The organism is Mycobacterium sp. IDR2000157661 (assembly GCF_022317005.1).
Lineage (GTDB): Bacteria > Actinomycetota > Actinomycetes > Mycobacteriales > Mycobacteriaceae > Mycobacterium.
Genome location: NZ_CP081006.1, coordinates 1,239,789 through 1,259,375, shown reverse-complemented (window position 1 = coordinate 1,259,375; position 19,587 = coordinate 1,239,789). Strand labels below are relative to the sequence as shown.

Annotated in this window: 24 protein-coding genes and 1 tRNA gene; 14 read left to right on the top strand and 11 right to left on the bottom strand. The window is 62.5% G+C overall.

Going from position 1 to position 19,587, the window contains the following annotated elements; genetic code table 11:
* Nucleotides 1-138: 138 nt before the first annotated feature.
* From K3G64_RS07090 to K3G64_RS07070, 5 genes are all read right to left on the bottom strand, one after another.
* The gene (locus K3G64_RS07090) at nt 139-1,959 is read right to left on the bottom strand and encodes an AMP-binding protein (RefSeq protein WP_238889979.1); all 1,821 of its coding nucleotides are present in this window, start codon (nt 1,957-1,959) and stop codon (nt 139-141) included.
* Nucleotides 1,960-2,050: 91 nt separating this feature from the next.
* Nucleotides 2,051-3,001 carry an alpha/beta hydrolase gene (locus K3G64_RS07085; RefSeq protein WP_238950474.1) on the bottom strand — a complete coding sequence of 317 codons (951 nt, stop codon included), beginning with the start codon at nt 2,999-3,001 and terminating at the stop codon, nt 2,051-2,053.
* 194 nt (nt 3,002-3,195) lie between these two features.
* Entirely contained in the window at nt 3,196-3,387 is a 192-nt protein-coding gene (locus K3G64_RS07080) for a hypothetical protein (RefSeq protein ID WP_238889977.1), read from the bottom strand.
* A 118-nt stretch (nt 3,388-3,505) separates the two neighbouring features.
* Nucleotides 3,506-5,461 (bottom strand): aconitate hydratase, encoded by a 1,956-nt coding sequence (locus K3G64_RS07075; protein WP_238889975.1) that lies wholly within the window; start codon nt 5,459-5,461, stop codon nt 3,506-3,508.
* Nucleotides 5,462-5,549: 88 nt separating this feature from the next.
* Complete coding sequence (locus tag K3G64_RS07070; protein WP_238889973.1) at nt 5,550-6,299, bottom strand: hypothetical protein; 750 nt, start codon at nt 6,297-6,299, stop codon at nt 5,550-5,552.
* A gap of 193 nt (nt 6,300-6,492) precedes the next feature.
* Between K3G64_RS07070 and K3G64_RS07065 the strand changes: the two genes are divergently transcribed.
* On the top strand, nt 6,493-6,651 hold the full coding sequence (locus K3G64_RS07065) for an FGGY family carbohydrate kinase (RefSeq protein WP_238889971.1): 159 nt from the start codon (nt 6,493-6,495) through the stop codon (nt 6,649-6,651).
* Nucleotides 6,652-6,783: 132 nt separating this feature from the next.
* Here the strand turns inward: K3G64_RS07065 and K3G64_RS07060 are convergent, their stop codons facing one another.
* The 4 genes from K3G64_RS07060 to K3G64_RS07045 all read right to left on the bottom strand — a co-directional run bounded on the left by K3G64_RS07060 (nt 6,784) and on the right by K3G64_RS07045 (nt 9,983).
* Nucleotides 6,784-8,127, bottom strand: a complete 1,344-nt coding sequence (locus K3G64_RS07060) for a lipase family protein (RefSeq protein WP_238889970.1) — start codon at nt 8,125-8,127, stop codon at nt 6,784-6,786.
* A 117-nt stretch (nt 8,128-8,244) separates the two neighbouring features.
* Nucleotides 8,245-8,318, bottom strand: a tRNA-Gly gene (locus tag K3G64_RS07055).
* Nucleotides 8,319-8,382: 64 nt separating this feature from the next.
* Complete coding sequence (locus tag K3G64_RS07050) at nt 8,383-9,561, bottom strand: site-specific integrase (RefSeq protein ID WP_238889968.1); 1,179 nt, start codon at nt 9,559-9,561, stop codon at nt 8,383-8,385.
* Nucleotides 9,561-9,983, bottom strand: a complete 423-nt coding sequence (locus tag K3G64_RS07045; RefSeq protein WP_255727903.1) for a helix-turn-helix domain-containing protein — start codon at nt 9,981-9,983, stop codon at nt 9,561-9,563. Before K3G64_RS07045 ends, K3G64_RS07050 begins: the two co-directional genes overlap by 1 nt.
* A 184-nt stretch (nt 9,984-10,167) precedes the next feature.
* Between K3G64_RS07045 and K3G64_RS07040 the strand changes: the two genes are divergently transcribed.
* From K3G64_RS07040 to K3G64_RS25640, 10 genes are all read left to right on the top strand, one after another.
* Complete coding sequence (locus K3G64_RS07040) at nt 10,168-10,260, top strand: hypothetical protein (protein WP_238889964.1); 93 nt, start codon at nt 10,168-10,170, stop codon at nt 10,258-10,260.
* A gap of 59 nt (nt 10,261-10,319) precedes the next feature.
* Nucleotides 10,320-10,649, top strand: coding sequence for a hypothetical protein (locus K3G64_RS07035; RefSeq protein ID WP_238889962.1), 330 nt, complete (start codon nt 10,320-10,322; stop codon nt 10,647-10,649).
* Nucleotides 10,646-10,813 carry a hypothetical protein gene (locus tag K3G64_RS07030; RefSeq protein WP_238889960.1) on the top strand — a complete coding sequence of 56 codons (168 nt, stop codon included), beginning with the start codon at nt 10,646-10,648 and terminating at the stop codon, nt 10,811-10,813. The genes K3G64_RS07035 and K3G64_RS07030 overlap by 4 nt, the downstream gene beginning before the upstream one ends.
* Nucleotides 10,814-11,144: 331 nt before the next feature.
* The gene (locus K3G64_RS07025) at nt 11,145-11,372 is read left to right on the top strand and encodes a hypothetical protein (protein WP_238889958.1); all 228 of its coding nucleotides are present in this window, start codon (nt 11,145-11,147) and stop codon (nt 11,370-11,372) included.
* A gap of 220 nt (nt 11,373-11,592) precedes the next feature.
* The gene (locus K3G64_RS07020; RefSeq protein ID WP_238889956.1) at nt 11,593-11,781 is read left to right on the top strand and encodes a hypothetical protein; all 189 of its coding nucleotides are present in this window, start codon (nt 11,593-11,595) and stop codon (nt 11,779-11,781) included.
* A 171-nt stretch (nt 11,782-11,952) separates the two neighbouring features.
* On the top strand, nt 11,953-13,167 hold the full coding sequence (locus K3G64_RS07015; RefSeq protein WP_238889954.1) for a DUF3631 domain-containing protein: 1,215 nt from the start codon (nt 11,953-11,955) through the stop codon (nt 13,165-13,167).
* 143 nt (nt 13,168-13,310) lie between these two features.
* Nucleotides 13,311-13,580, top strand: coding sequence for a hypothetical protein (locus K3G64_RS07010; RefSeq protein WP_238889952.1), 270 nt, complete (start codon nt 13,311-13,313; stop codon nt 13,578-13,580).
* 388 nt (nt 13,581-13,968) lie between these two features.
* Entirely contained in the window at nt 13,969-14,811 is an 843-nt protein-coding gene (locus K3G64_RS07005; protein WP_238889950.1) for a phage major capsid protein, read from the top strand.
* A gap of 328 nt (nt 14,812-15,139) precedes the next feature.
* Nucleotides 15,140-15,373, top strand: coding sequence for a hypothetical protein (locus K3G64_RS07000; protein WP_238889948.1), 234 nt, complete (start codon nt 15,140-15,142; stop codon nt 15,371-15,373).
* 66 nt (nt 15,374-15,439) lie between these two features.
* On the top strand, nt 15,440-15,805 hold the full coding sequence (locus K3G64_RS25640; protein ID WP_370647118.1) for an HNH endonuclease: 366 nt from the start codon (nt 15,440-15,442) through the stop codon (nt 15,803-15,805).
* 289 nt (nt 15,806-16,094) lie between these two features.
* Here K3G64_RS25640 and K3G64_RS06995 read toward each other — a convergent pair whose 3' ends face one another.
* The gene (locus K3G64_RS06995; protein WP_238889946.1) at nt 16,095-16,397 is read right to left on the bottom strand and encodes a helix-turn-helix domain-containing protein; all 303 of its coding nucleotides are present in this window, start codon (nt 16,395-16,397) and stop codon (nt 16,095-16,097) included.
* A 3-nt stretch (nt 16,398-16,400) separates the two neighbouring features.
* Between K3G64_RS06995 and K3G64_RS06990 the strand changes: the two genes are divergently transcribed.
* Complete coding sequence (locus K3G64_RS06990; protein ID WP_238889944.1) at nt 16,401-16,817, top strand: LppP/LprE family lipoprotein; 417 nt, start codon at nt 16,401-16,403, stop codon at nt 16,815-16,817.
* A 21-nt stretch (nt 16,818-16,838) separates the two neighbouring features.
* Here the strand turns inward: K3G64_RS06990 and K3G64_RS06985 are convergent, their stop codons facing one another.
* A complete protein-coding gene (locus tag K3G64_RS06985; protein WP_238889942.1) occupies nt 16,839-17,120 on the bottom strand; it encodes a hypothetical protein in 282 nt (93 codons plus the stop codon).
* A gap of 341 nt (nt 17,121-17,461) precedes the next feature.
* On the opposite strand from K3G64_RS06985, the gene dcd reads away from it, so the two are divergent.
* Nucleotides 17,462-18,034, top strand: coding sequence for a dCTP deaminase (dcd, locus tag K3G64_RS06980; RefSeq protein WP_238889940.1), 573 nt, complete (start codon nt 17,462-17,464; stop codon nt 18,032-18,034).
* Between the two features lie 117 nt (nt 18,035-18,151).
* Nucleotides 18,152-19,465, top strand: a complete 1,314-nt coding sequence (locus K3G64_RS06975) for an ammonium transporter (protein WP_238889938.1) — start codon at nt 18,152-18,154, stop codon at nt 19,463-19,465.
* Nucleotides 19,466-19,587: the final 122 nt, after the last annotated feature.

Genomic DNA, 19,587 nt, shown 5'->3' with positions numbered 1-19,587 from the left:
GGAAGTAACCTGCGTCCGAAGAGCTGGCTCCGAGGAAACCGGAGCGGCATTCACAGGTGATGACATCAAGCATTGAATAGTTATAGAGGCGTGGATAATTCGCTCATTGGAGTTAACGCGTACCGCACTTCTTGCAACCTAGGCAGGTTGACTGGGTGCGACCGGCTCATGAACCGACGGTGCCAGAGTGGGCGCGTACAACTCCTGAATCTCGGAGATGTACTTGGCGGCGATACGCGCGCGCCTCAGCTTGAGCGTGGGCGTAAGCTCGTCGCCGCCCGGATCCCAAGATGTCGGCAGTACCCGAAACCGCTTGACTTGCTCGGCTGGTGAGAGACTGTCGTTACCGGCTGCGACGCCGGCGGCGATCTGGGCGATGACCCAGGGGTCGGCGGCCTGGCCGGCGGCCATAGGGAAGGACGGCCCCGCGCCACTTGGCGACGGACTGGCCGAATCGCGCCCCAGCAGGATCAGCGCGGTATTGTACGGGCGGCCATCGCCGATCACCATGATGGCACCGATCAGCGGGCACGCTGCCTTGATGGTGTTCTCAATGTTGGCCGAAGACATGATTTTTCCCGCCGCGTTGATGATGAGATGGCTCTTGCGGTCAAGCACGCGTAGGTAGCCATCGGCGTCACGCCGCAGGATGTCGCCGGTGTGCAGCCAGCCGTCGTCGTCGATCGCCTGAGCGGTTTTAGCCGGCTCATTGCGGTAGCCCTTCATGACCAAGGGCCCACGCACCAGAAACTCGCCGTCAACCGCGATTCGGCCCTCCAGCCCAGGCAGCAACTTGCCGACACTGCCCACCGGCGCATCCTGTGGACGAGACACCGAAGCGATGCACGTCAGCTCCGACATGCCCCACACCTCGCTGACCGGCACACCCAGTCCGGCGAAGAATCCGACCGTCTCCTTCGGAATCGGCGCGTCACCGATAAGCGCCCAGCGCAGGCAGTCCAAACCGAGCCCGCCGCGCACCTTGGACAGTACTGACGCGTCGGCGCTCGCCCACTCGTTCGCGAGTTGCCGGGGCACCCCAACCCCGGCGGCCAACGCCGCTGCGCGTCGGGCTGCGACGGACAGCGCCCAGACCAACTCCTGACGCCGCGCATCGTCGGGTTCGTTCGCCAAAGAATGCTCGATCGCTGCCTTCAGCTTTTCCCACACCGGCGAGACTGCGCCCCAAATCGTGGGTCGTACGTCGAGAAGGGCGGATTGGATGGCGCTCGGATCGGACACCGCCGTGACCTGGACACCGAACACTTCCTGCGCGTACAGGGCAGACATGCGATCGGCGATGTGAGCGGACGGTAGAAACGATATGGTCCGATCACCGAACTGAATGCCGAGCACCGCGTCGAGGGCGAACAAGTCGAAAAGCAGGTTGGCGTGGGTTATCTCGACGCACTTCGGGTCGCCTGTGGTACCCGAGGTGAAGGCAAAGGTGGCGACATCGTCGGGCCGCACCGCGCGCCACACGGCGTCGAAGTCGAAACCCGGGTCACGTCCGGCCATCATCTCGGCTGCCGACATGCTGCCCGCCGGTGCGCCGTCGATGCACACAATGTGCTCGACTACCGCGCCACTGTCCCGGATCCGGTCCACGTGCCGCTCCTCGCAGATCAGCACCGAGGTGCCCGCCTGTTCAAGCTCACGGACCAATTGTTGGCCGGATAGGTTGGTATACAGCGACGACGAGGTGGCGCCGAGATGCTGGGCTGCTATGTCGAACGGATAGAACTCAATCCTGTTGGACATCATCAACGTCACCGCGTCACCGCGTCGAACGCCGAGGGCGGCGAGCGCCGCCGCAATCCGACGCACCTGGGTGGCGTACTGGCGCCAGGTCATCGTTTGGTTGTCTCCGGGCGTTCGAAGCGCCACCCCGCACGGATCGACTGCCGCGGTGCGCTGGAACGCCTCACATAGAGTTAAGGGCCGCCCGCAAATCGTCATCGCGCCAGGACCATGGTGATCGGCTCACCACGGTTCATCCGCTTCAAAGCACCCTGCCAGCACCATCGCCGAGATTGGTTACGTTCACCCCTCAGCGCTCCTTTGTCGGGATCAACGCGTCACTGCCTGCGACAGGCTGGGCATCGAGGCGTGTGATCAGCTCGGCGATCCGTGGCAGGACTAGCGGCAAGCATTCGTTGAACAAGAGGTGGTGGTCGGTGTCGAATACGACAAGCTCTTTGGTTGGCGCCGCAATGCGGGCGAATACCTTTTGCGTGTAGTCGAAGCTGAACAGCGGGTCTCCGCGGCCGGCGACGACAACGATCGGGCAGGTGATTGTGCCGTCGCCCATGGCAGTCATGTCGGCGGTGAACAGGTCGGCGAGAAAGGCAAGCGGGTAGGCCCGCAGGCTGAGCGGGTCCATGAGAAATTGTTCGGCGGTCCACTGTTCGCGGCATACCCGGGCCAGGTCGAGGTAGACGTTGAACCGGATCGGGAGCCGTGGCGCCAGCATGGCGAGCACTCGAAGGGCTCGCACAAATGTCCCGTATCCGGCCTGTAGGGAGGTGGGGAACCGCGACACCGTGATCGATTCCGGAAGTGCTGGATCGAGAACGTTGTGGGCGACCACACCGGCGAGTTCGTGGTCACGGGTGGCGACAATCATCGCCAGCACACCGCCTTGGCTGGAGCCCACCACCACGGGGTGACGCCCGAACCGCGCGCGGGCCCAGGCCGTAGCGTCGAGTGCGTTGGCGACAAGGCTTTCCAGACGCAGTAGCCGCCCGACGCGAGGGCTCTTGCCATGCCCCTCGGGGTGGACCCCGACGACCGTAATACCCTGAGCGGCAATGCCATCGCAGAATTCCTCGTAGAACAGGGGGTGGGTCATGGTTCCCGGTAGGAACACCACCACCGAGCCACCCGGACGGCCATGCCACACCGACAGCACAATCGGCGCGCCCACGGACGTGATCGTCGCCTCCTCGTAGCGCTGCGGGTGTTCAACCTCGTTACGCAACCGCTGGTTTCTGTCGCGCATATTCACCACCTCAAACCTTGCGCACCGACATAGACGCGGCGCAGTTCGTTTCGTCGCACCGCGAGGCTGGTTGTAGCCGGAACATCGGCACACCACACTGTGCCCGGCACGCTTTGCCGGCGCCAGGGTCACAAGTCCTGGCACCGAGGGTCTGTTCGTTCGCCTATGCCACCCCATGTTGGGGACGACCGGCCCTAGCTGGCCGACATTGGGGCTCCGAGGATGTCGCCGAGGGCGACGGTGGCCTTTATGGCCAACAGCAACGACACCGTCTCCGTCATCGACTTGACCACCGCCGTCCCGGCGCCGGTGGGCACCATCGCCGTCGACACCAATACCGAATCCGGTGCCCACGCCTTGGTCCTTAGTGCTGATGGCACCCGCATCTACCTCACCGATGCCGCTGACAGCGTGCTGCGTGTCATCAACTACCCAACTGGCAGCACAACCGTATAAGGGTCCGGTCCAAGAGCCAGGGAAGTTGTCGTCGACACGACATCGACGTCATTCTTCCTCTTGTGACAGTCGGGCGATCAAACCGCCCGCCACCACGTCCTTGACCTGTCGTGGTGAAAGGCGGTGCCGCACAGTGAAGGACGTCTTCTTCGTGAGATTTTCCACCTGCATGGTGTCCGTGCTCTCCACGGTGCTCCGTACATTCTCGATGCGCAACGAGTCGTCCTGATCGACGGTGTCGTAGTCGTCTGGATTCTCGAACTCGAGCGCCAGGACTCCGTAGTTGGCGAGATTCTGCCAGTGGATGCGGGCGAAGGACTTGGCGATGACGACCCGCAGTCCGAGGTACCGAGGCGCGATCGCAGCGTGCTCTCGCGAGGAACCCTGACCGTAGTTGTCACCGCCGACGATGACATGGCCAGTGTCCTTACTCTCTTGTGCCCGCTGCGGATAGGAGTCGTCGATCTGTGTGAAGCTGAATATCGCCAACTTCGGGATATTCGAACGGAAGGGCAGCGCCCGCGCACCGGCCGGGGAGATCTCGTCGGTGGAGACGTTGTCGCCCACTTTGAGCAGAACCGGCGCCTCGATCTGCTCGGGCAGCGGCGTCAGCTCCGGCAGGTCGGAGACGTTGGGCCCCTTCACCGGCTCGACCTTCTGTGCCTCCTCCTCCGGCAACGGCGCAACCAGCATCGCGGTGTTGATGGAGCGCTGTTCGGGCAGGTTGAGCTCCGGATACTCCATCTGCTCGCTGCGCGCCCACTCCCGGGGGTCGGTGATCATCCCCGTCAACGCCGACGCGGCGGCGGTTTCCGGTGAACACAACCACACCGAGTCTTCCTTGGTGCCCGACCGCCCGGGAAAATTGCGCGGCATCGTGCGCAGCGAGTTGCGGCCGGTTGCCGGCGCCTGCCCCATGCCGATGCATCCCATGCACCCCGCCTGGTGGATGCGCGCGCCGGCCATCACCAGTTCGGTCGTCGCGCCCATCTTCGTCAGATCGGCCAGGATTTCCCGCGACGTCGGGTTGACGTCGAAGCTGACCTGCGGGGCGGTCTGCCGTCCGGCGACCATCGCGGCCGCGATCGCGAAGTCGCGGAGGCCGGGATTGGCGCTCGACCCGATCACCACCTGTGCGACCTCCTCACCGACGACCTCGCGCACCGGCACCACGTTGCCCGGCGACGACGGCCGTGCGATCAGTGGCTCGATCTTCGACAGGTCGATGGTCTCCTCGAGGTCGTACTCGGCGCCCTCGTCGGCGACCAGTTCGACCCAGTCGTCCTCGCGTCCCTCGGCGCGCAGGAAATGTCGCACCGCCTCGTCGCTCGGGAACACCGTGGTCGTGGCGCCCAGCTCGGCACCCATGTTGGCGATCACATGACGGTCCATTGCGGTGAGGCCGGCCAGTCCGGGACCGTGATACTCGATGATCCGGTTGACACCGCCCTTGACGTCGTGTCGGCGCAACATCTCGAGAATCACGTCCTTGGCCGAACACCACGCCGGCAGCTCACCTTCCAGCCGGACACCCCACACCTCGGGCATCAGCACGTTCAACGGCCTGCCGGAAATCGCCAGCGCCACCTCAAGACCCCCCACACCGATGGCGAGCATCCCGAGGGAGCCCGCCGCGGGCGTGTGCGAATCCGACCCCACCATCGTCTTGCCGGGAATACCGAACCGCTGCATGTGAGTTGGGTGCGACACCCCGTTGCCGGCTTTGGAGAACCAGAGTCCGAACCGCTGGCAGGCCGTGCGCAGATACTCGTGATCTTCGGCGTTCTTTTCGTCGGTCTGCAGAAGGTTGTGGTCGACGTACTGCACGCTCACGTCGGTACGAGCACGATCGAGCCCAATCGCCTCCAGTTCCTGCATCACCAGCGTCCCGGTGGCATCTTGGGTCAACGTCTGATCGATGTGTATCGCGATCTCGTTGCCGGGCGTCATCTCGCCCGAGACGAGGTGCGAGTCGATCAGCTTGCGAGTCACATTCAGAGACATCGGGGGGCTCCTTCCGGACGCGATGTGACGCCAGCGGCCATCACGGATACCCGCCGGGGCGTGCTGCGAATCGCCCGAGCACCGTGCATCAGGGTGCAGTCGCCTCCGCGCGGTCGTCGAGCCACTGCCGTCCCGCCTTGGCCGCGCGGACCAGGGCGCCGTATTCGCCGAAGTAGTCGACGACGGCGCCGACGCCGGGCAGCATGCCGAGGTACCGAAAGGGTGCGCGCGGCTGCTTGCGCTTGGCGAGTTCGTCGCCGATGGCGTCGAACAGGCCGACCAGATTCCACAGGGCTTTGGCGATGCCCCTCGGCGTGCGGCGGATCTCCTCCGGGGGCTCGTCGGCGCCCGCGTCCTCGGCGACATTGGAGAGGTCGCGATCGCACAGCACCGCGGCCAGCATGCGAACCTGCGCCCCGCGCTGCGAAACGCCCAACTCGCGTGCCACCGCGCACAACACGATGGCCTGGTTGGCGAAGCCGAGAAGATCCTGGATCGGCAGCCGGCGGCCCACCACGCCGAGGACTCCGGGGAACGCCACTGCCACGGTGTTCAGCGCGCCGACCCGCCGCACCCACCAATCGATGCGGTCGTCGACGGCCATGTCGTCCCACGCCGGTGTACCGGGGACGTCGGCGGCATTGAGCGCACATGAGAGCCCGCCGGCAACCTTTGCCAGCGGCGTATCTGCCGGGCCGGTACGACCTTTCTTGAGACCAAGCGGATCGGTGCCCCACAGCGCGTCCAGCAGCGGATTGATGATTCGCACGGCGCGACACAACGCATCCTCGACGTCGGCGTCGGCGATCGTCACATCCGGTGTCGGTAACAGGCCCATCGCTTCATCATGTCCCCGCCGCCGACTCCTCAAACCCCTCGACCCATCGGCGGGATCGGCCGCTAACTCGCGTATTCAGCATGGGCAGGAGCGCTGGCACATCTCCACCTCGTTTGCTTGCATCCGCTTATGACGCTCTTGCCACGACGGGATGAAACCCGCCACAGTCACCCCTTTGTGGAACGGGGGGGATATGGCCTATCTGATCGGTGTGGATGGCGGGACGGAGAGCATCCGGGCCTTCGTCTTCGATCTGGAGGGACGGCCGAAGGGCTCACACGCCAGCGCCTACCAGACGCAATTGCCGCAGCCCGGATGGGCCGAGCAGAACGGGGGATTCCTGGCGCAATAGCGTCCGCCCCCGCAGCCAGCCGACGATGAGTGATCTCAGCGGCGATGATGTGGAGCCGATGACGGGAATGGAACCCGCCTGATCAGCTTGAGAATCCGTGAGGCCGCTTGTTTCGGAGGAACCGCGGCTGAGTCAACGGGCATCCGTCGTCGACAGCGGCTGGCGTTCGATGGGACGCCCGAGGACGACCTTTGCTGTGATGACGCCCATCCTGACCATGCCCAAGTACGTCGACGGGTTGAACATCGTCGGCCACACCGTGCGTGTTCTGTGCTCGTTGACCGGCCGGTCCGTGAATCGCTCACGCAGCCACCTCAGCGTCATGGGCGCCGACAATGGATGCAACAGAAGATGACCACAGAATCGGTCGCGGTGATAGGTGACCGCTGCACCAATGCGTTCATATTCGGCCACCAGTGCATCGACATCGGTGACGCTGATGATTTCGTCGTGCACCGCCTGGATGACCAACACGGGCGGCTTGGGCCTGGACTTGCCGAGCTTGGTCTCGTCGAAGATGTGGCGCACTTCGGGTAGGTCCCACAACTCGTCGGCCGTCATGTCGACGTAGGACCCGATGTCGACGTTGCGCAACTGCCATACCGCTTGCGCCGTCGTCAACGTCTGCAACTCGTGGAGCAACGCCTTGCCCTCGTCGGTCGCGTGCTCGTCGACGACGTTCTGCGCGCCGGGGAAGACTTGCGTCAACGCGGAGATCATCAGCGCGGCGAGACCGGCGAAGAAGCTGCCGTTGAGGCGCCGCGCCACTTTTCCAGGATCGCCGACGGGCGAACCTAGAGCTGCGCCAACGATATTGAGCTCTGGCGCATATCGCTCACACAATTCGGCCGCCCACGCCGAAGCCAAGCCTCCTCCGGAATATCCCCACAGACCCACCGGCGCGGACGGCGACAATTCCAAGCGCTCGCACCGCATCGCGGCTCGTAGCCCGTCCAGAATCCGGTAGCCGGGCTCGACGGGGGCGCCCCACATACCATGACAGCCTTCGTGATCCGGTACGCAAACCGCCCAGCCTTCGGCCAGCGCAGCGGTCACCAATAAGTACTCGGCTTGGACAAACGCACCAATTGGTCCCGCGCCGCGCCGCATGGCGAACGAAGGGAAACAGCGCGATGCCACGGCGTCGATCGCGCATTGATAAGAGAGCACCGGATAAGCGGCTTCGGACGCGCGCTGCGCGGGGACAAGCACGGTCGTCACGGCTACTTCCGGTTCTTCGTGCAGGTTCGTGGTGCGGTACAGCAACTGAGTGGCGTTCACTCGCTGACTGATGAGACCGAGAAATCCGATCGTGACGTCGCGCGAGCGCAACACCGTGCCCGGTTCGGCGTCCTTGTAGCCCTCGGGCGCTCGGTAGAACGGGTCCTCGTCGGGTGAGATCGGACGCTCACCGCGGCGGAACTCGTCGTGCGGCGGGCTTCCGACGCTCACTGGCATGGCGGAATAGCTGTCCATTGGTGTGGCGCCCCCTCGGCGTATCGCTGACGCCGCGCAGACACGCAGCCCGAGTTATCCCATACCCGCGGTACCGGTTGTCAACCACCGGTCGATCGAAATATGCGCCGCTCAAGTTGGAGCCGATGACGGGAATCGAACCCGCGTATTCAGCTTGGGAAGCTGATGTTCTGCCATTGAACTACATCGGCGAGGGTGACTCTGACCTGCGCATACGCACTCGAATGCCCAGCATCATCGGAGTCGATGTTGCACTCAGTGTTGCAAAGCGTTCGCAGCGGCGCGCAGGGCGTCGTCTTGCGAGTGAGCATACAACCTCATGGTCAGGGCCGGATCGTTGTGTCCGATGTATGCGGCGATGACGGCTGTAGGCACCCCATCGAGGTGCATGAGCGTGGCCGCGGTGTGTCGTGCGCCGTGCAGCTTCAGGTGCCTCATCCCACACCGGGCGAGGGCATCGCGCCAGTACCGGGACAGCACGGCGGGGGAGTAGGGGTCGCCGACCTCGTTGGACACGACATACGCGCCTGAGCGGTACGCAGAGCCGGCCTCGGTGCGTTCGACACGTTGACGCTCACGCGCATCACGCAAGGCGACGACGAGACGATCTGGGAGCGGAAGCGTGCGCCTCGACGTGTGCGACTTCGGGTCGTTCTCGACTGAGCGGCCACCAGCGCTCACGCGGTTGTTGACGATGCTCAGCGTTCGGGCGTCGAAGTCAACGTCGGACCATCGAAGCCCAGCGATCTCGCCACGACGCAAACCTGTGAGTGCAAGGTGCCACGCGTGCGCCAGGCGGTCGTCGTCGAGCTTTGACAGGAACTCTTTGACCTCGCCGGGTGTGAACGTGTCGAGCGATTGATGGGACGACGCGACACGGGTCACTGAGGCGGCGACGTTGCGCGGTACGAGGCCCTGTCGGTGTGAATCCTCGAGGAGTCGCGCCGTGGCGCTGATGACTTTGTTCACAGCCTTCGGTCCCCACGGCTTGCGCGTCCGGCCCTTCGGAAACTTCGCAGTCGCGGGTGTGGTAGTCCCACCCTCTACGAGAGAACGGACCATCCGGTCGATGTGAGCCTTCGTCAGGGATTGGAGGTTGAGGTCGCCGTAGAACTGTTTGAGCACGTCGAGGTCATAGGTCAGCTTGGACAGCGACGTAGCTCTCAGGTTGTGACGAGCAGCCAGAAAGTCATCGACCGCCTGAGCGACGGTCAACGTCTTGCGTGCGACGAACGTCCCCTTGGACGCGTCGGTGCGAACCGACGAAAGCGCTTCGCGAGCTTCCTTTTCCGTCTTGAACCGACGACGCACCTGACGGCGCTTACCGGTGATGGGGTCCTTGCCTGCATCGGTGAGCACCTCGTAGCGCGTCTCGACCTTGCCCGTCGTGCGATTGCGAACGTCGACCTTCTTGAACAGCTGCCGTGTGGCCATCAGTCCTCCACCCATCCGGCCTTCTTGGCGGCCCTGAGCGCGATCCTGTAGCCCTGTCGTGCTGGGGCTGCGTCATCGAACGCGAGCCATTCGCGGGCGTCGTGCAGGTGATACAGGTCCTTCATCGGGTCGTCGTCGTTGTCATATCCCGAAAAGGCAAGGGCACCTTCGGCGTTCGATGGCGACGGGGGATAGATCAGCGACAGTGGCGACACACCAAGGGCTTTCGCGAGGACGATGACCTCACCTACGTCGATGACGCGCTTACGTCCTGATTCCAGGTTGGCGATGGTGTCTCGGGTGATAACTCCCTCGGTGGCGTCCGCAAGTGCTGAGGCGGACAACCCTCGTTGTTCACGCGTAGCGCGTACAGCGCTCGCGATCTGAGCGCGTATCTGTTCGGGCGTAGGTGGCGATGTCATATCGACACAATATCAGAACTCTCTACGCCGGATTGACCGTGTACGATTGACGACGAACGCAGCGCCACTGTGTCAAACCAACAAGATAGGAACGTAAGAAATGGGAGTTACCCAGGCAGAACGTCTGTACACAGTCGATCAGGCAGCACGGATTCTCGGGTGTGGCCGCGGGAAGATCTACGCGATGATCCGCGAGAGCGAGATCCGCAGCGTCAAGATCGGCAAGCTGCGTCGGATTCCGGCGTCCGCGCTCAAGGAACTGGCGGACGGCGAATGAGCGCGGCGACGGGGAGTAAGAAACTGAGGCCTCTGGACTGTGCGGTATGCAATCGCCAGGTGAAGCGAGATGGATACGTCGTAGCTGACGACCACGAAGCGTTTCGGACACTGCGGGCAGAAAACAAGCGTGAGCGAGACCAGGTTGCCAACGGGGTGAGTGGCCTCGATGTCTCCTTCGACTTCAACAACGAAGCCGGGTATAGCTCCGTTCCCTGGCTGGCATTCCATGACAGGTGCCGTCAGCGAGGCAATGGATACCACATCGAGATTGCGTCCCTCCAAACAGAATTCGACCTAATCTCGTGGATGCAGCACATGAACGGAAAGACGTGGCTGCCCTTCACCAACTGGCATGAGTTCGTGACCAAGGTGTCGGGTGCCGTATGAGCGCTAAGGCCCAACGTGAACTCATCAAGGCGGCACGACCTGGCGCGCCCGTCAAGTCGTCAACGGCCAAGCGCGACAACGCCAGCAAGACAGGCATTCCCGTCAATGACCACACCGAGCGGGACAAGGTGCTCGACCGCCTCAAAGAAAGGAAGAGGCAGTGACCGACGACGAATACCTCCTGTGGGAGTTCAGGAACTGGTCGCCGAATGACCCGTCTGCGAATGTCCCTGAGGAGTTTCGGTACATGCCTCCTGGGTGCGCATGGGATTCCACAGAGGACCACCCGCCTTTCGAAGTCAGGCCTTGCCCGAAATGCGATGCCCCGTCACAGCCGCGTTGCCGCTTCGAGTTCAAGCGTGAGGATGACCCGGTCCTCGGGTGGGCGACCGGAATCGCATTCTTCGCCTGGCGATGCCCCGAACACGGCCTCTTCATCGGAGACGTAATCGAGCGCCAGGCACGTCCACCGCGTAATGGGCGGGTGGGTGTGCTGTGAGCACGACCGAGGTCTCGGTTCTGTTGGAGGGCAGCGAGTTGCCCCAATGTGTTACGTGCTGTGGGCCGATCACGTCGTTGCACTCGACGTACAACACGAACGGGGACTACGTGTTCTCGCGGCACGTCATCGAGTGCGAGAACGGCCACATGCAGGTGCTGGTCGCTCCTGTCGAGCGTCTGGACGATGAATGGCGCGACTTACTCAGCGCGTCGGAGGAATGACACACGTTTGCATCAAACGGACGCCTGAAGCGATCTCAGCGCCTGCAATAACAACCTGAATAACAGCCAACGTCCCCATGAGTGAATTGCGTGGGGATGCTTGGTAGATAAATGCCATTCGATGCATCACCGCACGTCAATTCGCTGTCAATAGCGCCGGAGTTCTTCTGTGCGACAGTAGTGACACGCAGTACACCAGTAGGAATTGAAAGGAGTAAAAATGCCGCCTCCCAAGAAAGGAGATCCGGGATATGAAAAGTATCTGGAGGGGTTCAACGAGCGTCGTCGTCGCCGGATGCAAGACCCGGAATACAGAGCGAAAGAAATTGCTCGGCAACGAGCATCGAAGGCGCGTCTAAAAGCTCGACGCAAAGCTGAAGCGGAAAAGCAAAATGGCAAGGGGAAGTGACCGTAGGACGCCAGACCTGCGAATCAACGAACTATCGCCCGAGAAATGCAAAGGTCCGACGACGTTCACTTACGACAAAGACGGAAAGCTTCATGCCCACACGAGGCCTGTGCCGGCGCATCGGCTGAGACGCGCTCGACGGATTCTCTGGGAATGCAAGCAACAGCCTGAATGGGCACGCACGAAGGCGGCGTTCTTTCGGCATCCGTCCTTGAAGAACGTGCCGTATCAGGTGCTCAAGCAATTAGTGAAAGAGAGCGAGGACTGATGGCGCCTCAGAAACGGCGGCGAAAGATCGACAGCGAGCAGCTATTCGATGACGTGCGGACCTGGATAGAGAGGTTCGTCAATGTGATGAACCCCGATGACCTGGACATCATCACGCTATGGATCTTGCACACTCACCTGGTCGCTGAACTCAAGTCCACGCCTCGACTGATGATCGGGAGTATCGCGCCTGAGTCCGGTAAAACGACGCTCCTCGACCATATGAACCGTCTCTGCCACAACCCGGTGCAGGCAGCGTCGATGACGCCCGCGGTCTTGCCTCGCATCCTGCAACACAGCATGGCGACAGTGCTTCTCGACGAAGTCGACCGAGCGCTCAAACCCGACAAGGAAGGAGTGAACGACCTCATCGCCATCCTGAACTCGGGTTACCGCGTCGGAGGTGCTCGCATCTTGATGGTGAAGGGTGAGGGCGGTGCTTTCATCCCGATGAAGTTGCCGACGTTTGCACCGGTGGCTATGGCCGGTAATCGTCCCCAGCTGCCTGACGACACCCGTAGTCGCAGCATCCATATCGTGATGATGCCCGGTGGCGAAGACGTCGAGGAATCCGACTGGGACGAGATCGAGGACGAGGCGAAGGAGCTTCACGACAGGATCGCTGAATGGGCTGAAACCGTCCGAGATCAGGTGCCGGGCACGTCGCGAGTCGAACTGCCAGCCGAATGCAAGAACCGTTTGAAGGAGAAGTGGAAAGCCCTCAAGCGTGTTGCTGTGCTGGGCGGGGAGCGATGGGGTGCCACGGCGGACAAGCTGATCAAGCACGCCATTGCAGAGTTCAACGCTGAGCGAGAAAGCGGGATCAACAGGCCTCCAATCGGCGTCATGCTGATGATGGATCTTCATGCCGTCTGGCCAGAGGACAAGAACTTCATGTCGTCCGAGCGCTTGGCCAATCGCTTGATAGCGCATAACCCTGAGTACTGGGCGAGGGACACGGATCGAGACAACACACGGGATCTCAACGCTCAGCGCCTGGGAAAGCTGATCCACGAAGCGGCCAAGGTGAACAGCGTTCGAGGCGTGAGGAACGGTCCTCGCGGATTCCGAAAGAGGGACCTGAAGCCCATTTGGCTACGCCTCGGGTTGCCAGTGTGATGAACATGCACATGCACTCGGAGCACTCGGTTCAAACGGATCACTCGGAGCGCAAGAAAAGTGTCCGTAGAGGCGCTCCGACTGCGCCAAGTGATCCGAGTGATCCGAGTACATGTGCATGAACGACAACAAAGGAAAGAAACATGAGCAAGTGCGTGTCAGGACGCCACAAGTACGAGCACCTTGGTACGTCGTGCGACGACATGGACGAGCAGCTGCGCGTCATGCGCGAGGTTGCGTTGGGCAAGACCTCGATTGTGAGCAATGCCGGGCCGTCCTCGGTGTGGGACGAGAACGGGAACTCTGTACTGGACGCGGTGATCCCTGACGGAATTGATCCGGTGTCCGGTGCAGGCGTGTACGCGAGTGGCGCTATCGGTACGCCGCATGTTGACGACGATGAGGACGCGTAGGAGGCGCTGAGGTCAACGCTGCACGCCTGACGTACGCGTGACGTGACAATCGTTGCGGGGCAATAGATCAGACGCGTACGAGGGCACACAGCGACGGATCGCCGGGGGGTTGCCTTCGAATTTTTCGAGGTGCATCATGCTGGTACGCACTCCGGGCGCGGCAAGACCGGAAATCCGACGGGATTTGAAAAACGGGGTCTTCATCATGACCTTAACTTGATGGCCTTACGAAGGCTTACAACGGCAATTGAATACCGAGCGTCTGACCATTCGACGCTATCTGAGCGCTGCTGCCGCTCGCATTGTCCACACCCGGCTGGGAGGCGTGGACCCAAGTAAGACATTCAAACCATGAGCGCTCGAACGCGCTCTCATCCGAAGGAAAGAAATGACTGTTCAAGTTACTGAAAAGGGCGCATGGGGGATGGACGTCCTGGGCCTGCCCGCCCGGGAAACCATTCCTGATGCCCTCATCATGACGTGCTCGCACAAGGCGGGCGTGGTCGAAGGTGATGCGCCGTACGTTCGCATTCCCAAGATCAACCTGGATGACGACGTGCATCCGGTTCGTGAGGGTGACGACATTCCCGAGGCCGAGCCCGACAGGTCCGAGATCGTCGTCATGACGGTCAAGGTCGCCGAACTCATCAAGGTATCGCGGGAACAGCTCGCGCAGCCCGAGGCGATCGACACCATCACTCACGAGATCCGGCGTGCGCTGACGTACAAGGCCGACGCCATGTTCGCGGCACAGCCGGCCCCGGTCGCTCCTGAGGTGTGGCCTCCTGCGGGCTTGCTGGCTCGCGCTTCGGCTGCCGGTGACATCGTGGACAACCTGGACGCCATCGTGGACGCGGTGTCTCTCATCGAGAACACCCCGGGTGGTCAGGCCACGCACATCATCGCCAACCCCCTCGCGTACGCCGCGGTGCGGAAGTACAAGAAGGGGACGGGAAGCAACGAATCGTTGGTCGGTGCGGGAACCGAGGCGGGGGCCAAGACGCTTCTCTCGCTGCCCGTCATCACCCGGTCGCCGTTGCCCGAGGACGTGCTGATGGTCATCGACAAGAACCAGATCCTGTCGGCATTCGGCGATGTGCTCGTGGCTCGTTCGGACGATTACTTCTTCGGCTCGGACAACGTCGCGCTGCGTGCCACGTTCCGGTTCGGCATCGCGCTGAATCATCCAGACGCCGTGCAGGTGTTGACCGTGCCGGACGAGACGCCGTAACAACTGTCCTGTTCCTTTTCCCGAGATGTGGCCGTTGAGGGGGGAACAGGCAACGAGGAAGGTTCGGGTACGTGTTTCGGCGCATGTATCCGGGCCTTTCTCTCAAAGGCGCATATCTGGTGCTGCACCCGCCCAACAGGTGCGCCCACCTCTGTCGGACGGCGTACCCATTCCCCCGCGTCGTCCGTCATTGGTAGGTACCCCAACATGTCAGGTCTGAGCACTACCTCTGACACGCATGAGCGCGAAGAGTGGATCATGCTGTACCACACCAGGATTCATGCGTCTTGCTGTTGGGTTGTGGTGTGAAGTCTCTTAGAATTGAAGCATGACAACGAACACCACCACCGCGTTCCTGATGTCCGACGACGAAGAGTCTGACCCCAATGAATACTTCGCGATGACCGCCGACACCGACGTTGCACGCGAAGCGCTCGAAGAAATGCTCGCTGACGACTTCGACGTGAACGACTTCACGTGGACGATGCTCGACGGGATTGACCCTGATCCCAACGTGCGCGTCTACAACGTGTCCGACCTCGCCATTGTGTACGTCGCATAACCCGAAACACCGAGGCCTGCATCCGATATGGGTGTGGGCTCCTTGGTAGTTGGGGGAACGTAACGTATGCGCATGGGTATGACCAAGCACCAGCACAGGCGGCGTAAACCTCAGAGCCGCAACGTAAGTACGGGACGGATGCAAGGCCGAGGATGGTTGGCGATACGTGCGCACATTCTCAAACGCGATGGCGGGTTGTGCCAGGACCGTGACTACGGGTGTGAGGTGTACGCCGTCGAGGTGCACCACATAGTGCCCATCGAGTTAGGTGGCACGAACGACGATGACAACTTGATCAGTCTGTGTGCACCATGCCACCAGCGACGCACGGCGGAGCAACAACAGGACCGTCTGGCTCGCAAGAAAGTGGAGAAGAAAGAACGGGCGCGGCGCAATCATCCCGGCAGGAAAGACCGGCACGACCCGCTGTGAATTTGTGAGTGGGTACGTCGGAGATTGACCCCTGGGGGCCACCCCCCACCCTGCGCTTTCGGACACCGTAGCCTCTTTGACGCTCGGACCGTGCCCAAGTTCCGACAAGTTAATTGCGAAGGCTTCGTATATGCCGAAATGGAGCCTGATATGCGGCTATATGCCTGAGTTCACCTGTGCCACAATCGCGGGCACGACGTATGCCCGTGTGGGCATGTGTCCCTGTGCCTATGCGCGCCCGTGAGCGCTTGCGCGTGCGCACGCATACGATGCAGCCCGAGCGTGTGTATCAGACGCCCAGCGTTGCCCTGAGAGAGTGCAAATTGCGCTTGCCAAGTACCTCGGCGAGCCACAGTACGTCCTCGTTGCTGAAAAGGTATGAGCCGCCTCGGCATTCGCGGGCAAGATGCCATCGTGCGCCGGTCCTTCGGATCACCCGATAGATCACTCGCTCGCTAACCCCGAGGGCCTGTGCCGTTTGTCTGGTCGTCATCATGCGGCGCATGATCGCACCGGCGATCTCGCGGAGACTGTCAGTGCCATTCGATACGCTGGTGAGGTGACTGACCGCATACCGCCAGAAATCGTTCAAGGCGTGAACTCGTTGATTGACTATCACGGGTTCGGGTGGAAATGGGTCTATGACGAGCAGTTCTCGAACTTCGATCCCAACGCCAGCCTGTCAGCCGCGCTGATCACCGTCGAGTATGCGACGGCCAGCTCGCCCATTCACGTGCTGCTCTTTCACAAGGGCACGTTCCGCGGGCAGGGGACACCGGACGCCGGTGCGTTCGTGTCGATCTTGAAGGACGAGTGCACCGACACTCAACTGCTCCTTCGGATCAAGATTCCTGGTGACTCGAACGCGGGGCCTCCGAAGTCGCTTCACCATGTGAAGTTCACGTACATCGACGGCATCATCTATTGGTCTGGTGACTGGCCCGACGACTTCGACAAGCCGGGATGGCCACACCTCGACACTCGCCAAAACGGACCCTCAGCGGAGAGCTGAAGGCCCGTATCGGGTGGAGCGTTACGCGTCGTCGTTGGCGACCGCTTCGGGCGTTTCGACCTTTTCGGCGGCGATCTTTGCGTCGGCCTTGGCGGCACGTGCAGCTTCGCGTTCCTTGACCCACTTGGCGAACTTCGCCTTCATCGGGCCTACGTCTTTGGCGGTGAACTCGTAGCGTGAACCGGACCCCACAGCTTCGTAGTCCTTCGATGCACGCAAGAAGGTGCGCAGCGTCTTGGGGTCGGTGCCCACCTTGTCAGCGACCTGGCGGGTTGTCAGTGTGTCGTTCGCGGGTGCGGTCATGATGCGTGTCCTGTTCGTTGTCGGGAACCTTACTTAGACACGCTAAGAGAGTTCGACTCCGAGTCCAAAATCGGACTTGTGACCTGCGAGGTTGTCGCGCCCGATGTCACATTCGATGTTGCAACCGACGTCACCAGACGTACCCCAACGACACCGAACAACAGTGAACGCCAAACAGGGAATATGCGCAGGTAGGCAACGTTTTTGAGTGACTTGCAGCGAACGACGCCGGACGCATCGAGGCGTCTTGGGAAGCTGATGTTCTGCCATTGAACTACATCGGCATGTTGACTGGCCTTGGTGATCTCGGAGATTAGCACCCGAGCCGATACGCTCGTCGCGTGCTGCTCTCCGATCGCGACATTCGCGCCGAAATCGCCGCCGAGCGGCTGAGCCTGGACCCGTTCGACGACACGCTGATCCAGCCGTCGAGCATCGACGTTCGGCTTGACGCCCTGTTCCGGGTGTTCAACAACACCCGCTACACCCACATCGACCCCGCCAAGCAGCAGGACGAGCTGACCAGCCTCGTCGAGCCGGTCCCGGGTGAGCCCTTCGTGCTGCATCCCGGCGAGTTCGTGCTCGGCTCGACGCTGGAACTGTGCACGCTGCCCGACGACCTCGCCGGTCGACTGGAGGGCAAGTCCTCGCTCGGCCGGCTCGGCCTGCTGACCCACTCCACCGCCGGCTTCATCGACCCCGGCTTCTCCGGCCACATCACCCTCGAGCTGTCCAACGTGGCCAACCTGCCGATCACCCTGTGGCCCGGCATGAAGATCGGTCAGCTCTGCCTCCTGCGGCTGACCAGCCCGGCCGAGCATCCGTACGGCAGCGCGCAGGCCGGCTCGAAATATCAGGGGCAGCGCGGTCCCACCCCGTCGCGGTCCTATCAGAACTTCATCAAGTCGCTGTAGCAGAACGCGCGGTGAGCAGTCGGTAATCACCGCGAAACACGAAACATTTCGGAAACACACTCGCCCCGTGGCCGAAACCTTCGGCCGAAATGCTCTTCCCGACTGGGAGGAGACCCGATGGACGCGATCGATCCCGCTGCCACCGCCTGGCTGCTGGCCGCCACCGCCATGGTGCTGCTGATGACGCCGGGCCTGGCCATCTTCTACGGCGGCATGGTGCGCACCACGGGCGTGCTCAACATGATCATGATGTGCTTCATCTCGATCCCGTTGTGCACCGTGGCGTGGCTGCTCGCCGGCTACAGCGTGGCGTTCTCCGAGGACGCCGGCGGCGGTCTGATCGGCAACCTCACCCACTTCGGCATGCTCGGCATCGACCCGACCACGGTGCGCGGCGCAGTGCCCGAACTGCTCTTCGCCACCTTCCAGTTGACCTTCGCGATCGTGACCGCCGCGCTGATCAGCGGTGCGATCGCCGACCGCGCGCGGTTTTCGGCCTGGATGGTGTTCGTGCCGATGTGGACCGTCGCCGTCTACGCGGTCGTGGCCCACTGGGTGTGGGGTCCCGGCGGCTGGCTGTTCGACCTGGGGGCGCTGGACTACGCAGGCGGTCTCGTCGTCGAGATCGTCTCCGGTGCCTCGGCTCTGGCGCTCGCGCTGGTGCTCGGCCCGCGCATCGGCTTCAAGAAGGACGCCATGCGCCCGCACAACCTGCCCTTCGTGCTCCTCGGCGCCGGCCTGCTTTGGTTCGGCTGGTTCGGGTTCAACGCCGGCTCGGCGCTGGCCGCCGACGGCACCGCGGCCGCGGTCTTCCTCAACACCCTGGTGGCCGGTTGCCTCGGCATGCTCGGCTGGATCACCGTCGAGCGAATCCGTGACGGCAAGCCGACCACGTTCGGCGCGGCCTCGGGCGTCATCGCCGGACTGGTCGCCATCACCCCGTCCTGCGGGACGGTAAACACCCTGGGCGCCGTCATCGTCGGCTCGGCGGCCGGTGTCGTCTGCTCATTCGCTGTCGGCCTGAAGTTCCGGTGGAACTACGACGACTCGCTCGACGTGGTCGGAGTGCACTTCGTCGGCGGTGTGGTCGGCGTTCTGCTCATCGGTCTGATCGCCACCGAGGTGATGACCGGCGGACCCGCCGGCCTGTTCTACGGCGGCGGGCTCACTCAACTCGGCAAGCAGTCGCTGGCCGTGGTGGTGGTCGCGCTGTACGCGTTCGCGGTGTCGTTCGTGATCGGCAAGGTCATCGACCGGGTGATGGGCTTCCGCGTCAGCGCCGAGGACGAGACCACCGGCGTCGACTTCTCCCAGCATGCCGAGACCGCGTACGCCGAGGGTGTGCACGGCCACGTCCCCACGCGGCGCCCGAACCATGACGAGGTGACGACCACTGAACGGACAGGCGCGCTCGATCGTCGATCCGAGTAAGGTTTGGCCTACCGGCGTGGCAGCACCCGTGCCGTCCGCTGCCGGCCAGGCTGATCGCTTCGCAGCAAATGTTCGTCGGGGTGTAACAAGCGTGCTGCTCGGGGCGATGAAGGACTAGTCGG

Coding starts and splice junctions, on each gene's coding strand:
- K3G64_RS07040 (WP_238889964.1), top strand. CDS start 10,168: ATGATCCGCGAGAGCGAGATCCGCAGCGTCAAGATCGGCAAGCTGCGT.
- K3G64_RS07090 (WP_238889979.1), bottom strand. CDS start 1,959: ATGACGATTTGCGGGCGGCCCTTAACTCTATGTGAGGCGTTCCAGCGC.
- K3G64_RS07065 (WP_238889971.1), top strand. CDS start 6,493: ATGGCCTATCTGATCGGTGTGGATGGCGGGACGGAGAGCATCCGGGCC.
- K3G64_RS07000 (WP_238889948.1), top strand. CDS start 15,140: ATGACAACGAACACCACCACCGCGTTCCTGATGTCCGACGACGAAGAG.
- K3G64_RS07050 (WP_238889968.1), bottom strand. CDS start 9,561: ATGGCCACACGGCAGCTGTTCAAGAAGGTCGACGTTCGCAATCGCACG.
- K3G64_RS07010 (WP_238889952.1), top strand. CDS start 13,311: ATGAGCAAGTGCGTGTCAGGACGCCACAAGTACGAGCACCTTGGTACG.
- K3G64_RS07030 (WP_238889960.1), top strand. CDS start 10,646: ATGAGCGCTAAGGCCCAACGTGAACTCATCAAGGCGGCACGACCTGGC.
- K3G64_RS06975 (WP_238889938.1), top strand. CDS start 18,152: ATGGACGCGATCGATCCCGCTGCCACCGCCTGGCTGCTGGCCGCCACC.
- K3G64_RS07020 (WP_238889956.1), top strand. CDS start 11,593: ATGCCGCCTCCCAAGAAAGGAGATCCGGGATATGAAAAGTATCTGGAG.
- K3G64_RS07045 (WP_255727903.1), bottom strand. CDS start 9,983: ATGACATCGCCACCTACGCCCGAACAGATACGCGCTCAGATCGCGAGC.
- K3G64_RS07015 (WP_238889954.1), top strand. CDS start 11,953: ATGGGCACGCACGAAGGCGGCGTTCTTTCGGCATCCGTCCTTGAAGAA.
- K3G64_RS07080 (WP_238889977.1), bottom strand. CDS start 3,387: ATGCGGGTGCCATCAGCACTAAGGACCAAGGCGTGGGCACCGGATTCG.
- K3G64_RS07070 (WP_238889973.1), bottom strand. CDS start 6,299: ATGGGCCTGTTACCGACACCGGATGTGACGATCGCCGACGCCGACGTC.
- K3G64_RS06985 (WP_238889942.1), bottom strand. CDS start 17,120: ATGACCGCACCCGCGAACGACACACTGACAACCCGCCAGGTCGCTGAC.
- K3G64_RS07085 (WP_238950474.1), bottom strand. CDS start 3,001: ATGCGCGACAGAAACCAGCGGTTGCGTAACGAGGTTGAACACCCGCAG.
- K3G64_RS07005 (WP_238889950.1), top strand. CDS start 13,969: ATGACTGTTCAAGTTACTGAAAAGGGCGCATGGGGGATGGACGTCCTG.
- K3G64_RS25640 (WP_370647118.1), top strand. CDS start 15,440: ATGCGCATGGGTATGACCAAGCACCAGCACAGGCGGCGTAAACCTCAG.
- K3G64_RS07060 (WP_238889970.1), bottom strand. CDS start 8,127: ATGGACAGCTATTCCGCCATGCCAGTGAGCGTCGGAAGCCCGCCGCAC.
- K3G64_RS07075 (WP_238889975.1), bottom strand. CDS start 5,461: ATGTCTCTGAATGTGACTCGCAAGCTGATCGACTCGCACCTCGTCTCG.